General features: G+C 72.1%; 10 protein-coding genes. 4 read left to right on the forward strand and 6 right to left on the reverse strand.

All coding sequences use genetic code 11. The features are described from left to right. Window positions 1–10: 10 nt before the first annotated feature. Together metX and AC0NZQ_RS18345 are read right to left on the reverse strand one after the other, a co-directional pair. Window positions 11–1,105 carry a homoserine O-acetyltransferase MetX gene (gene metX / locus AC0NZQ_RS18340; RefSeq protein WP_474531521.1) on the reverse strand — a complete coding sequence of 365 codons (1,095 nt, stop codon included), beginning with the start codon at window positions 1,103–1,105 and terminating at the stop codon, window positions 11–13. After that, entirely contained in the window at window positions 1,102–2,418 is a 1,317-nt protein-coding gene (locus AC0NZQ_RS18345; protein ID WP_474531522.1) for a bifunctional o-acetylhomoserine/o-acetylserine sulfhydrylase, read from the reverse strand. The genes metX and AC0NZQ_RS18345 overlap by 4 nt, the downstream gene beginning before the upstream one ends. A gap of 100 nt (window positions 2,419–2,518) precedes the next feature. Between AC0NZQ_RS18345 and AC0NZQ_RS18350 the strand changes: the two genes are divergently transcribed. Both AC0NZQ_RS18350 and AC0NZQ_RS18355 read left to right on the forward strand, forming a co-directional pair. Next, on the forward strand, window positions 2,519–4,483 hold the full coding sequence (locus AC0NZQ_RS18350; RefSeq protein ID WP_474531523.1) for an acetoacetate--CoA ligase: 1,965 nt from the start codon (window positions 2,519–2,521) through the stop codon (window positions 4,481–4,483). After that, window positions 4,480–6,051, forward strand: a complete 1,572-nt coding sequence (locus AC0NZQ_RS18355; RefSeq protein ID WP_474531524.1) for a YegS/Rv2252/BmrU family lipid kinase — start codon at window positions 4,480–4,482, stop codon at window positions 6,049–6,051. The genes AC0NZQ_RS18350 and AC0NZQ_RS18355 overlap by 4 nt, the downstream gene beginning before the upstream one ends. Before the next feature lie 28 nt (window positions 6,052–6,079). Here the strand turns inward: AC0NZQ_RS18355 and AC0NZQ_RS18360 are convergent, their stop codons facing one another. From AC0NZQ_RS18360 to glgX, 4 genes are all read right to left on the reverse strand, one after another. Further along, window positions 6,080–6,925: an ABC transporter permease gene (locus AC0NZQ_RS18360; protein WP_474531525.1), complete on the reverse strand. Its 846-nt coding sequence runs from the start codon at window positions 6,923–6,925 to the stop codon at window positions 6,080–6,082. A gap of 3 nt (window positions 6,926–6,928) precedes the next feature. Continuing rightward, entirely contained in the window at window positions 6,929–7,921 is a 993-nt protein-coding gene (locus tag AC0NZQ_RS18365) for an ATP-binding cassette domain-containing protein (RefSeq protein ID WP_474531526.1), read from the reverse strand. A gap of 112 nt (window positions 7,922–8,033) precedes the next feature. Then, on the reverse strand, window positions 8,034–8,807 hold the full coding sequence (locus AC0NZQ_RS18370) for an HAD-IIA family hydrolase (protein WP_474531527.1): 774 nt from the start codon (window positions 8,805–8,807) through the stop codon (window positions 8,034–8,036). A 26-nt stretch (window positions 8,808–8,833) separates the two neighbouring features. Further along, window positions 8,834–10,972, reverse strand: coding sequence for a glycogen debranching protein GlgX (gene glgX, locus AC0NZQ_RS18375; protein ID WP_474531528.1), 2,139 nt, complete (start codon window positions 10,970–10,972; stop codon window positions 8,834–8,836). A 111-nt stretch (window positions 10,973–11,083) separates the two neighbouring features. Here glgX and AC0NZQ_RS18380 point away from each other — a divergent pair, with 111 nt between their 5' ends. Beyond that, a complete protein-coding gene (locus tag AC0NZQ_RS18380; RefSeq protein WP_474531529.1) occupies window positions 11,084–12,376 on the forward strand; it encodes a S1C family serine protease in 1,293 nt (430 codons plus the stop codon). 28 nt (window positions 12,377–12,404) lie between these two features. Beyond that, window positions 12,405–13,199, forward strand: a complete 795-nt coding sequence (locus AC0NZQ_RS18385) for an ABC transporter ATP-binding protein (RefSeq protein WP_474531530.1) — start codon at window positions 12,405–12,407, stop codon at window positions 13,197–13,199. Window positions 13,200–13,219: the final 20 nt, after the last annotated feature.

Raw genomic sequence — 13,219 nt, forward strand, 5'->3', positions numbered from 1 at the left:
AGCCGCTGGCTCAGGAGGCGCCGGTCACCAGTTGGCGTGACCGGCGCAGGGTCCGGACGACGAGCTCGCCGACCCGGTCGGCCTCGATGAGGAAGCCGTCGTGGCCGTGCTCGGAGGCGATGACGTGCAGCCCGTCGGCGGTGGGGATCCCGTCGGCGAGTTCCCGCTGCTGCTGCAGCGGATAGAGCCGGTCGGTGTCGATGCCGGCGACCACGACCGGTACCCGGACGCTCGCCAGGGCCGCAGCGACGCCACCGCGCCCTCGCCCCACGTCGTGGCCGTTCATCGCCTCGGTCAGCGTGACGTAGCTGCCGGCGTCGAAGCGACCGACCAGTTTGTCGGCGTGATGGTCGAGGTAGGAGGCGACGGCGTAGCGGCCGTCCGGCTGCACCGACCGGCCGAAGCGCTGCTCCAGCTCGGCGGCGCTGCGGTAGGTCAGGTGTGCGATCCGGCGGGCGACGCCGAGGCCGTGTTCCGGGGCGCGGCCCGTGCCGTGGTAGTCGCCGCCCTGCCAGTCCGGGTCGCCGGTGATGGCCGCCTGCTGCGTGGTCTGGGTGCCGAGCTGGTCGGCGCTCGCGGCGGCGCCCACGGCGAGGACGAGGGCGGCACCGACACGGTCGGGGTACATGAGCGCCCACTCCAGCGAGCGCATGCCGCCCATCGACCCGCCGAGCACGGCGGCGAAGCGGCTGATGCCGAGGTGGTCGGCCAGCCGCGCCTCGACCGCGACCTGGTCGCGGATCGTCACGGTGGGGAAGCGCGAGCCCCAGGCCCGGCCGTCCGGAGCGGGAGAGCTCGGCCCGGTCGTCCCGCGGCAGCCGCCGAGGACGTTGGCCGACAGTACGAACCAGCTCTCGGTGTCCAGGGCCGCGCCGGGGCCGACGACGCCGTCCCACCAGCCGGGCGTGGGCTGGCCGGGTCCGGCCGGGCCATGGGCGTGCGCGTCGCCGGTGAGCGCGTGCAGGACGAGGACGGCGTTGCTGATGTCGCCGGCGTTGTCCCGCCGCGGGGTCCCGTAGGTCTCGTACCCGATCCTGACGTCGGGCAGCCGCCCGCCGAGCTCGAGGACGAGGTCCCCGAGCTCGGCGCCGTGGCGCAGGGTCACGCCTGCTTCGCCGCCCGGAAGCCGGCGTCCAGGTCGGCCAGGATGTCCTGGATGTTCTCCAGCCCGACGGCGAGCCGGACGAGCCCCGGCGTCACGCCGGTGGCGGCCTGCTCCTCGACGGTGAGCTGCGAATGGGTGGTCGAGGCCGGGTGGATGACCAGGCTGCGGACGTCGCCGATGTTGGCGACGTGGCTGTGCAGCTCGAGGGCCTCCACGAAGGTCTTGCCCGCCTCGACCCCGCCGGCGATCTCGAAGGCGAGCACACCGCCGGTGCCGCGGGGGGCGTACTTGCCGGCCCGCTCGTGCCACGGGCTGGACGGCAGCCCGGCGTAGTTCACCGAGAGCACCTCGTCGCGCTGCTCGAGCCACTCGGCGACGGCCTGGGCGTTCTGGACGTGACGGTCCAGGCGCAGGCTCAGCGTCTCGATGCCCTGGGAGAGCAGGAAGGCGTTGAACGGCGCGATGGCGGCGCCGATGTCGCGCAGCAACTGCACCCGCGCCTTGAGGATGAAGGCGAGGTTGGCGCCGAGGGGGGAGCCGACGCCGAGGTCCCGGGCGTAGACGAGACCGTGATAGCTCGGGTCCGGCTGGTTGTAGTTCGGGAATTTCTCGGGGTTCTGCGCAAAGTCGAAGCGGCCCGAGTCGACGATGACGCCACCGATTGCGGTGCCGTGCCCGCCGAGGTACTTCGTCGCCGAGTGGACCACGATGTCCGCGCCGTGCTCGAAGGGGCGGATGAGGTACGGCGTGGCGATGGTGTTGTCGACGACGAGCGGCACACCGACCTCGTGGGCGACGCCGGCAACGGCCTCGATGTCGAGGATGTCGATCTGCGGGTTGCTGATCGTCTCGGCGAAGAAGGCCTTGGTGTTCGGCCGGACGGCGGCGCGCCACTGCTCGATGTCGTCGGGGTCGTCCACGAAGCTGACCGTGATGCCGATCTTGGGGAAGGTGTAGTGGAAGAGGTTGTACGTCCCGCCGTAGAGCCGCGCGCTGGAGACGATGTGGTCGCCGGCCTCGGCGATGTTGAGCAGGGCCAGGGTTTCGGCCGCCTGACCGCTGGCGGTTAGCAGCGCCCCCACACCACCCTCGAGGGAGGCGATGCGGTCCTCCACCGCGGCCTGCGTCGGGTTCATGATGCGGGTGTAGATGTTGCCGAACTCCTTCAGCGCGAAGAGGTTCGAGGCGTGCTCGGTGTTGTCGAAGGTGTACGAGGTGGTCTGGTAGATCGGCAGCGCGCGGGCGTGCTGCTCGCCGTCCGGCGTCTGGCCGGCGTGGATCTGGCGGGTCTCGAAGGACCACTCAGCGGACATGTCTCTCCTCGGGTCGGACGTCGGAACTCTTTGCCTATCGTATAGGTAGGAAATACGTGCTGCCGGACGGGTCGGGTCGCCGTCGGTAGGTTCTCGGGGTATGACCGTCGAGGGTGACCTGTTGTGGCAGCCGGACGCCGAACGGGTGGCCGCGGCGCGCATCACGGAGTTCGGACGCTGGCTGGCTGAGCGCGGCGGCATCCCCGTCGGCGGCTACGACGAGCTCTGGCGCTGGTCGGTGGCGGACCTCGACGCCTTCTGGTCGGCCTTTACCCGCTGGTACCCAGTGCGGTGGCACGAGGAGCCCACCGCCGCCCTCGCCGACGCCACGATGCCCGGCGCGCGGTGGTTCCCGGCCGGCACGCTGAACTACGCCGAGCACGCGCTCTACCCGCCGGTCGACGTCAACGCCGATGACACCGCGGTGATCTTCGAGCGCGAGGACGGTCTCACGCGGAGCCTGACGTGGGACGAGCTGCGCGAGCAGGTCGGGTCGGTCCGGGCGGCTCTCGCCGCGGCCGGCGTCGGCCGGGGCGAGCGGGTCGCGGCGCTGCTGCCCAACTGCGTCGAGGCGCTGGTGGCCATGCTCGCCACCGTCTCGCTCGGGGCGATCTGGTCGTCCTGCTCGCCGGACTTCGGTGCCGAGGCCGTCGCCGACCGCTTCACCCAGATCGAGCCCGTCGTGCTGCTGGTGGTCGACGGATACCGCTACGGCGGCAAGGAATTCACCATCGGTGAGACCGTGGCCGCGCTGCGCGAGCGGCTGCCGACGGTGCGCACCACGGTCCTGGTGCCCTACCTGGACGAGGCCGCCACGCTGTCCGACGCCCGGCGATGGCCCGAGCTGCTGGGGCAGGCCGGTGAGCTCGCCTTCGAGCCCATGCCCTTCGACGCGCCGATGTGGATCCTCTACTCCTCGGGGACGACCGGTCTGCCCAAACCGATCGTCCATGCCCAGGGCGGCATCCTCGTCGAGCACGCCAAGCAGCTGACGCTGCACCTGGACCTCGCGCCGGGCGACCGGTTCTTCTGGTTCAGCACCACCGGCTGGATGATGTGGAACCTGCTGGTCTCAGGCCTCACCGTCGGCGCCACCGTCGTCCTCTTCGACGGCAGCCCGACCCATCCCGGCCCCGGCAGGCTCTGGGACCTCGCCGCTCGCCTCGGCGTGACCTGCTTCGGGGTGTCGGCGCCGTACCTGCAGGCCTGCATGAAGGCCGAGCTGCACCCGGCCCGCGACCATGATCTCTCGTTGATCCGGTGCGTCGGCTCCACCGGCGCGCCGCTGCCCCCCGAGGGCTTCGGCTGGGTCTACGAGGAGCTCGGCGACAACGTGCTGCTGAGCTCGCTCTCCGGTGGCACCGACGTCTGCAGTGCCTTCGTCGGTGGCGTGCCGACGCTGCCGGTGCGGGCCGGTGAGCTGACCGCGCGGATGCTCGGCTGCGCCGTTGCGTCCTTCGACAGCGCCGGGCAGGCGCTCACCGGCGAGGTCGGCGAGCTGGTGCTCACCGCCCCCATGCCTTCGATGCCGGTGTCGTTCTGGAACGACACCGACGGCAGCCGGCTGCGCGAGGCCTACTTCGACACCTATCCCGGCGTCTGGCGACACGGCGACTGGCTCAAGATCACCGAGCGCGGCACGTGTGTCATCTACGGCCGCTCGGACTCCACGCTGAACCGGGGCGGGGTGCGGATGGGCACCGCCGAGTTCTACCGCGTGGTGGAGGAGCTCCCCGGTGTCGCCGACTCGCTCGTCATCGACACCTCGGGGGCGGGGGAGGCCGGGGGCGGGCAGCTGCTGCTCTTCGTCGTCCTCGCCGAGGGTGCGTCGCTGGCCGAGGTCCGCGACGAGCTGCGGACGACGATCCGTCGCGCCTTGTCGCCGCGTCACGTCCCGGACGACGTCATCGCCATCGACGCGGTTCCCCGGACCCTCAACGGCAAGAAGTGCGAGGTCCCCGTCAAACGCGTGCTGGCCGGCGTCCCGCTGGACGAAGCGGTGAGTGCCGGAGCCCTGCAGAACGCCGCCGCCATGGCGCCCTTCGTGGCCCTGGCGGCGCGGTGAGCTCCGGCTGGCTCGTCCGCCGACGACGGCGGCGGCAGCTGCGGCGCTGGCAGCGCTGGTGGCACTGGCACTCGGTGCGGGCGCGCTTCGGTCGGTGGGACCGGGAGCTGCTGGCCGCCGCGGCGACCAGACGTGGTCCCGGTGTGGATCTGGTCATGACCAGCGCCAGCCGCGCTGCCAACCGCTCGATGCTCTGGCTCGCGGTGGCCGCCGTGCTGAGCTCGACCGGCCGGCGGCGGGCCCGGACCGCCGCGGCGAGCGGGCTGCTCGGCATCGGTATCGCCTCGACGGCGGTGAACGGACCGTTGAAGCTGGCCTGGCGCCGCGACCGGCCGGCGTCGGCGTCGATCGCCGCGCCGCCGCTGCTCGCCCTGCCGCGCACCTTCTCCTTCCCCTCCGGCCACTCGGCCTCGGCCTTCGCCTTCGCGGTCGGGGTGACGAGCGCGCTGCCGCCGGCGGGACCGGCCGTGCTGCCGTTGGCCGGCGCGGTGGCCTACTCGCGCGTCCACACCGGCGTGCACTTCCCCAGTGACGTCGCGGTCGGCGCGGTGGCGGGGGCGGCCTCGGGCCTCTTCGCCGCCCGTGTCGTCAAGCGGCTGCGGGAGCGGTCGATCCACCACCCGTCTGCGCCCGACGAGCAGATCGACATCCCGCGGCACGCCGTCCTGCTCGTCTCGCCGGGCGCCGGCTCGGCCGAGGACCTCGACCTCGCCCGGGCCGCCCTGGACCGGGCCGGCATCGCGGTGGTGCGGAGCTACGGCGTCGACGAGGTGGACGAGCTCTCGGCCTACGTCGACCGGGCCGGCGAGGTCGCGCCGCTGGTCATCGCCGCCGGCGGCGACGGCACCGTCAGCCTCGCCGCGGGCGTGGTGGCCGGGACGCCGGCAGTGCTCTTCCCGCTGCCGCTGGGGACCTCCAACGACGTCGCGCGCTCGCTCGGCATCCCGCCGGACGCACTCGAGGCCGCGCGGGGGCTGACGGGCTACCGGGTCATCCGGATGGACGCCGGTCGGGTCGGGTTGGGGGACCGGCGGGCGGTCACCTTCGTCAACGCCGTGACCGTCGGCCTCAACGTCGCCTTCGCGAGGCTCGCCACCGAGAAGTCCATGCGAGACCGCTTCGGCGGTCTCACCTACCCGATCGCGGCGGCGCGAGCCGTCCGCGGTTACGAGCCGTTCCGCTGCACCGTGGAGCACGACGGGCAGACGCGCACCTTCGACACCGTCCACCTCTCCGTCAGCAACGCCCCGGTCTTCGGCGGCCTGCTGGGGATGCGAGTGCCCGGTGCCGACCTCGCCGACGGGCTGCTCGACGTCATCATCGTGGAGCGGCTGTCGATCGCGCGGCTGGTGCTGGCGGTGGCCGACACCCTGGTGGGCAGGCACCGTCCCGTGCACCGCGTGCACACGCTGCGCGTCCGCAGTCTCACCGTCACCGGTGCCGACGACCAGCAGGTCGCCGTCGACGGGGAGGTGCTCGGCACGCTTCCGGTCGAGTTCGCCGTCCTGCCGGCCGAGGTCCGGGTGGCCTGCCCGCCGATCCCGCCCAGGCGCAGCCTCTGGCGCTGAGCCCGCTCGGGAGCCGGCCGGCGGGACCTCAGCGGGTCAGGTTGCGGTACTTGCGGGTGCAGAGCAGGCCGAAGACGATCCCGATGCCGAGCGTCCAGGCCAGCGACTGCCACACCAGTGAGCCGGTGCTGCTGCCGCCGAGCAGCAGGTCGCGCTGCTGACCCGTGGCCGAGTCGCCCAGGATCAGTGACCGGGCAGCGTTGATCACCACGCTCACCGGCTGGTGGGTCGCGAAGCCCCGCAGCCAGCTCGGCATCGTCTCGACGGGGACGAAGGCCGAGGAGGCGAAGGTCAGCGGGAAGATGATCGGGAACGTGGCCGCGTTCACCGCCTCCGGGCTGCGGACCATGAGCCCGATGAGGGCGTAGCCCAGGCTCACCGCCAGCGCGAAGAGCAGCAGCAGCAGGGCGGCGAGCAGCAGGCCGAGGACGCTCTCGGGCCGGAAGCCCACCGCGAGTCCGGTGACGATGAGCACGATCAGGCCGAAGAGGTTGTTCAGGGTGTCCGAGGCGACCCGGCCACCGAAGACCGCGCTGCGCGCCATCGGCAGCGAGCGGAGCCGGTTGACGAAGCCCTTCTGCATGTCGTCGGCCAGCGCGAAGCCGGTGACGCCGGCGCTGAAGAGCACGGTCTGCACGGCGATGCCGGGGATCAGGTAATTGACGTAGTTCAGCCCACCGAGGCCGTTGATGGCGCCGCCGAAGACGTAGCGGAAGAGCAGCACGAACATGATCGGCGAGACGATGTTGAACATCACCTGCTCGGGCTGGCGCATCAGCCGGCGCAGGTTCCGCCCGCCCATGGCCAGGGTGTCGCGCAGTGCCCAGGTCAGGCTGCTTCCGGACGGTGTGCTGGTGCTGGTGCTGGTGGTCATGGTTCAGCTCCGGTTCTCGCGGGCGCCGGAGTGCTCCGGGTCGTCGGTGGCTGCGTCCTCGGCGGCGTGGCCGGTGAGGGCGAGGAAGACGTCGTCGAGGCTGGGCTCGCGCAGCTGCAGCCCGCGCGCGGTGACGCCGTGGTCGTCCAGTGCCCGGACCACCGCGGTGAGCGTGGTGGTGCCGGAGGTGGCGGGCACCCGGATGGTGTCACCCTCGAGGCCGGGCTCACCGTCGCCGACGCCGGCGAGCAGGCCCACCACGGCGCCGGCCTGCTCGGCGTCCGCGAGTCGGACCTCGACCACGGCGCCGCCCAGCTTGGCCTTCAGCTCCTCCGAGGTCCCCTCGGCGATGACCCGGCCCTGGTCGACCACCGAGATGCGGTCGGCCAGGCGGTCGGCCTCCTCCAGGTACTGCGTCGTCAGCAGGACGGTGGCGCCGTCGCGGACGAGGTCCTCGATGACGCCCCAGAGCCCGATGCGGCTGCGCGGATCGAGGCCGGTGGTGGGCTCGTCCAGGAAGAGGACGGGCGGCGCCGCCACCAGGGCGGCGGCGAGGTCGAGGCGACGTCGCATGCCGCCGGAGTAGGTCTTGGCCGGCCGGGACGCCGCGTCGGTGAGGCCGAAGCGCTCCAGCAGCTCGTCGCGCCGCTGCCGGATGCGGGGCTTGGGAAGGTGGTTGAGGCGCCCGACGAGGGTGAGGTTCTCCGCCCCGGTGAGGTTCTCGTCCACCGCCGCGTACTGACCGGCCAGGCCGATCGAGCGACGGACCGCGGCAGGATCGGCGACCACGTCGATGCCCATGACGGTGGCGCGGCCGGAGTCGGGGCGCAGCAGCGTGGTGAGCACGTTCACCGTCGTGGTCTTGCCGGCGCCGTTGGGGCCGAGCAGCCCCAGGACGGTGCCGCGCTCGACCTCCAGCGACACCCCGTCGAGGGCCTTCACCTTGCCGCCGAAGACCTTGGTGAGGTCCTCGGCGACGACTGCTGCATTCGTCATGCGCGGCACGGTAGCGACATCCTCTGACACGTCGGCGTCCTCGCCGGGACGACGAGATGTTCACACCGTAGACATGGCCCCCCGGTGCCGCAAGCGGTTTACCGGGGACCCGTCAGACCAGCTCGACGGCGTCGGCGATCGAGTCCAGGACGCGGCCCGGCCGCCACGGGAAGCGTTCGACGTCGGCCCGTCGCGTCGAGCCCGACAGCACCAGGATGGTGTCCAGGCCCGCCTCGATACCCGCGACGACGTCGGTGTCCATCCGGTCGCCGATCATGACGGTGTTCTCCGAGTGCGCCTCGATGCGGTTCATGGCGCTGCGCAGCATCATCGGGTTCGGCTTGCCCACGAAGTACGGTTCGCGTCCGGTCGCCTTGGTGATCATCGCGGCGACCGACCCGGTGGCCGGCAGCGGCCCCTGCTCCGACGGGCCGGTGACGTCAGGGTTGGTGGCGATGAAGCGCGCCCCGCCCTCGATGAGCCGGATCGCCCGGGTGATGGCCTCGAAGGAGTACGTCCGCGTCTCGCCCAGCACGACGAAGTCCGGGTCGCGATCGGTGAGGACGTAGCCGACGTTGTGCAGCGCCGTCGTCATGCCCGCCTCGCCGATGACGAAGGCCGAGCCGCCGGGCAGCTGGTCGGCCAGGAAGGTCGCGGTCGCCAGGGCCGAGGTCCAGATGGCCGACTCCGGCACTTCCAAACCCGAGCGTGCCAACCGCGCCGAGAGGTCCCGCGGCGTGAAGATCGAGTTGTTCGTCAGCACGAGGAAGCGTCGCTGCCTCTCGATCAGCCGCGCGAGGAACTCCACCGCGCCGGGGATCGCGTGCTCCTCGCGTACGAGGACGCCGTCCATGTCGCTGAGCCAGCATTCGGTGGGGGCGCGCATGCCTCCAGTGTGGCAGCCCCGGCTCCTCAGTCCCGGACGATGCGCAGCAGCTGCACCGAACGTCCGGGCAGCGTCAGCACGGCGCCGGGGCCGAAGGCGGCGCCGTCCGGTTCGCCGGAGAGCGCCCCGGTGTCGACCTCCACCTCGTACCCGTCGGCCCAGGGCGGACCGGGCAGGGTAAAGTCGATCGCGTCGTCCCCGGAGTGCAGCAGCAACAGGAACGACTCGTCGACGATGCGCTGCCCGCGCCGGTCGCGGTGCCGCAGGCCGCGGCCGTCGAGGTACATCCCGAGCGTGCGCAGGCGGGGGTCGTGCCAGTCGCCGTCACCGAGCTCGTGGCCACCGGGGTGGAACCAGGCCAGGTCCTTGCACTCGCCGCCGCCGGGCACCGGATGTCCCTCGAAGAACGCGCTCTGCCGCAGCACCGGATGCTCGCGGCGCAGCCGCAGCAGCCGTCGCACCAGGCCCAGCATGTCCTCGGCCTCCGGGCTCGTCGACCAGTCGACGTCCAGGATCGCGTCGGCCGCGGTCGGCGGCACCCCCACCGAGTAGGCGTTGTTGTTGCCGCGCTGCGTGCGCCACAGCTCGTCGCCGGCGACGAGCATGGGCGCGCCGGTGGAGAGCAGCAGCGTCGAGAGCAGGTTGCGCGCCTGCCGCAGCCGCAGCGCGGCGACGTCCGGCGGTGCGGGCTCGCCCTCGGCGCCGCCGTTGTACGAGCGGTTATCGTCCGTGCCGTCGCGGTTGCCCTCGCCGTTGGCCTCGTTGTGCTTGCGCTCGTAGGAGACCAGGTCACGCATGGTGAAACCGTCGTGGGCGGTGACGAAGTTGATCGAGGCGATGGGCAGCCGACCGTCGTCGCCGTAGAGGTCCGACGATCCCGACAGTCGCGACGCCAGATCGCGGACGCCGCCCGCGCCGTGCGCCCAGAACGAGCGGACGGTGTCGCGGTAGATGCCGTTCCACTCCGTCCACAATGGCGGGAACTCGCCGACCTGGTAGCCGCCGGCGCCGACGTCCCACGGCTCGGCGATGAGCTTCACCTGCGAGATCACCGGGTCCTGGTGGATGACGTCGAAGAAGCTGGAGAGCTTGTCGACGTCGTGCAGCGAGCGCGCCAGGGCCGAGGCGAGGTCGAAGCGGAACCCGTCCACGTGCATCTCGGTGATCCAGTACCGCAGTGAGTCGGTGATCAGCTGCAGCGGGAAGGGTCGGCGGGCGTCGAAGGTGTTGCCGCAGCCGGTGTAGTCGACATAGCGGGCCGGATCGTCGGCCAGCCGGTAGTACGACCCGTTGTCGATGCCGCGGAACGACAGCACCGGGCCGTCCGGGCCGCCCTCGGCGGTGTGGTTGTAGACGACGTCCAGGATCACCTCGATCCCGGCTGCGTGCAGTGCCCGGACCATCGCCTTGAACTCGCGCACCTGCTCGCCGGCCCGCGAGGCGTAGGCGGCGTGCGGGGCGAAGAAGCCCAGCGTGTTGTAACCCCAGTAGTTCGCCCGGCCGCGGCGCTGCAGGTGCGGCTCGGAGACGAAGTGGTGGATCGGCAGCAGCTCCACGGCCGTGACGCCGAGGGACTGCAGGTGCGAGATGACCGCCGGGTGGGCCAGCCCGGCGTACGTGCCGCGCAGCTCGGTCGGCACCTCGGGATGCGCCGCAGTGAAGCCGCGCAGGTGCAGCTCGTAGATGACGGTGTCGTCCCAGGGCACCTTGGGTCGCTTGTCGTCGCCCCAGGGGAAGGCGTCGTGGACGACGACCGAGCGCGGCACGCAGGCTGCCGAGTCCGCGTCGGTGCCCGGGTAGACCGACGGGTCGTCGACGAAGTCACCCTCGAGCGCGCGGGCGTAGGGATCGGTCAGCAGCTTGTGCGGGTTGTGGAACAGGCCCTCGGCCGGATCGAAGGGACCGTCCACCCGGAAGCCGTAGCGCTGTCCCGGTGCGATGCCGGGCAGGTAGCCGTGCCAGACGTGGTAGGTCGACTCGTCCAGCGGAATGCGGATCTCGTCGGGCCCGTTGAAGAGGCACACCGAGACGGCCGTCGCGGTGGTCGACCAGAGAGTGAAGTTCGTGCCCTCACCGTCCCAGTGCGCGCCGAGCGGGAACGGGCTGCCCGGCCACGCCCGGTCGAGACGGGCGGCCAGCGCAGCGGTCATCTGCTCGGGCCGCATTGGCGCGACGATAGTGGATGTGCCGGTGCCCGGGGGCCTCCCGGCCGATTCCCAGGCGCTGCACGGTGACGGCTCAGTGAGACCACGGGACGAAAGGGTTATCTAGTAGCCATGAGCGAGCAGCCCGACCCGCAGCAGCCGACCGGAGGCACCCCGCAGCCCTACGGCGCGCCGGCGTTCTCGCGTTACGACCAGCAGCAGTACGCGGACTACGCCTGGCGCGCGGCGGCGCCGTACCCGGTGTCGCCAACCGGCCCCGCGCAGTACGGCACGCCCGTCGCCCCGCAGCGCAACGCCGGGACCGGGCGCAGCCTGCTCGTCGGGTTCGGCGTCGCGCTCGTGGCGGTTGCGCTCATCCTCGGCGGCGTCTCGTTGACGAGCTCGCGCACCGTCGACGGCCGCGGCACCGCGCTCACCCCGGCCTTCCCGAACCAGCCCGGCAGCGGCGGCAGCCAGCCCGGCGGGAGCGGTTCGGTCCCGAGCGGACGCACCGGCACGGCGAGCGCGACGCAGCAGCTCGGCATCGTCACGATCGTCTCAACGCTGAAGTACCAGAACGCGCAGAGTGCCGGCACCGGCATGATCCTCTCCGCCGACGGCAAGGTGCTCACCAACAACCACGTGATCCGCGGTGCGACGAGCATCGCCGTCACCGTGGAGAGCACCGGGCGCACCTATAAGGCGACGGTGGTGGGCACCGCACCGGGTTCGGACGTCGCGCTGATCAAGCTGCAGGGCGCTTCGGGACTGCGTCGCGCGAACTTCGCCGCCGACGCCACGGATGTCCGGGTGGGGGACCGGGTCACCGGTGTCGGCAACGCCGGGGGCACCGGCACGCTGACCGCGGCGAGCGGCACGGTCACCGCGCTGAACAGGTCGATCACCGCCTCCGACGAGGAGGGCCAGGACTCCGAGCGCCTCACCGGTCTCATCGAGGTCAACGCTCGCATCATCTCCGGCGACTCCGGCGGCCCGCTCTACGACAGCGACGGCGAGATCGTCGGCATGAACACCGCCGCCTCGGCCTCGCCGCAGAGCGACCCGACCGCCTACGCCATCCCCATTGAGGACGCGGCCGGCATCGTCACCCGGATCGAGAGCGGGGTCGAGACGGCCGACATCCACATCGGCTACCCCGGCTTCCTCGGCGTGACGACCCAGCCCGCCAACGGGCGCGGCGCCTCCGTCGTCGACCTGCTCGACGGCGGACCGGCCTCGGAGGCCGGCATCAGCAGCGGCTCGATCATCACCGCCATCGACGGCAGGTCGGTGACGTCGCCGACGACGCTGCGTGAGCTGCTGACGCAGAAGAGCCCCGGCGACAGCGTCCGCGTCACCTGGACCGACGACTCGGGGACGTCGCAGAGCGCCACTGTCCGGCTCGCAGTCGGCCCGGCTGACTGAGCCGGCGGGCGTGCGCTTGGATGGTGGCGTGGCGCTGAATCCCGACGCAGTCCTGCAGTTCGACGCGCTCACCATCCGGCGCGGCAGCAAGATCCTGCTCGACGCCCTGGACTGGACCGTCGAGGAGGACGAGCGCTGGGCCGTCCTCGGCCCCAACGGTGCCGGCAAGACGACCCTGCTGCAGGTCGCCGCCGCAGCGATGCACCCCACCTCCGGCGAGGCGCGGATCTTCGGCGAGCGACTCGGCGCGGTGGACGTCTTCGAGCTGCGGCCCCGGATCGGGTTCGCCAGCGCGGCCCTGGCCGAGCGCATTCCCGGCGGGGAGCTCGTCTCGGATGTGGTGGTCAGCGCCGGCTACTCCGTCATCGGACGCTGGCGCGAGGAGTACTCCGGCCACGACGTCGCGCGCGCCGACGGACTGCTCCGCCGCTTCGGCGTGGGCGAGTTCGGGACCCGCCGCTACGGGACGCTGAGTCAGGGCGAGAAGGCCCGGGTGCAGATCGCGCGCGCCATGATGACCGATCCGGAGCTGCTGCTGCTGGACGAGCCCGCCGCCGGCATGGACCTCGGCGGTCGCGAGGACCTGCTGCGCCGGTTGACCTTCCTCGCCGACGACCCCGACGCCCCCGCCACGGTGCTGGTGACCCACCACGTCGAGGAGCTGCCGCCGGGGATCACCCACGTGCTGCTGCTGCGCGGGGGACGGGCGGTGGCCGCCGGGCTGGCCCGCGACGTCCTCACCGCCGAGGCACTGTCGGAGACCTTCGGCCTGCCGCTGGCCGTCGAGCGGCGCGACGGTCGCTGGTACGCACGCGCTCGCTGAGGCTCGACCACCCGAGTGTT

Source organism: Jatrophihabitans sp. sgz311053 (assembly GCF_056135305.1).

Bases quoted from the DNA above. Each gene is read 5' to 3' on its own strand.
- AC0NZQ_RS18350 (WP_474531523.1), top strand. From the start codon at position 2,519: ATGACCGTCGAGGGTGACCTGTTGTGGCAGCCGGACGCCGAACGGGTG.
- AC0NZQ_RS18370 (WP_474531527.1), bottom strand. From the start codon at position 8,807: ATGCGCGCCCCCACCGAATGCTGGCTCAGCGACATGGACGGCGTCCTC.
- AC0NZQ_RS18380 (WP_474531529.1), top strand. From the start codon at position 11,084: ATGAGCGAGCAGCCCGACCCGCAGCAGCCGACCGGAGGCACCCCGCAG.
- glgX (WP_474531528.1), bottom strand. From the start codon at position 10,972: ATGCGGCCCGAGCAGATGACCGCTGCGCTGGCCGCCCGTCTCGACCGG.
- AC0NZQ_RS18345 (WP_474531522.1), bottom strand. From the start codon at position 2,418: ATGTCCGCTGAGTGGTCCTTCGAGACCCGCCAGATCCACGCCGGCCAG.
- AC0NZQ_RS18365 (WP_474531526.1), bottom strand. From the start codon at position 7,921: ATGACGAATGCAGCAGTCGTCGCCGAGGACCTCACCAAGGTCTTCGGC.
- AC0NZQ_RS18360 (WP_474531525.1), bottom strand. From the start codon at position 6,925: ATGACCACCAGCACCAGCACCAGCACACCGTCCGGAAGCAGCCTGACC.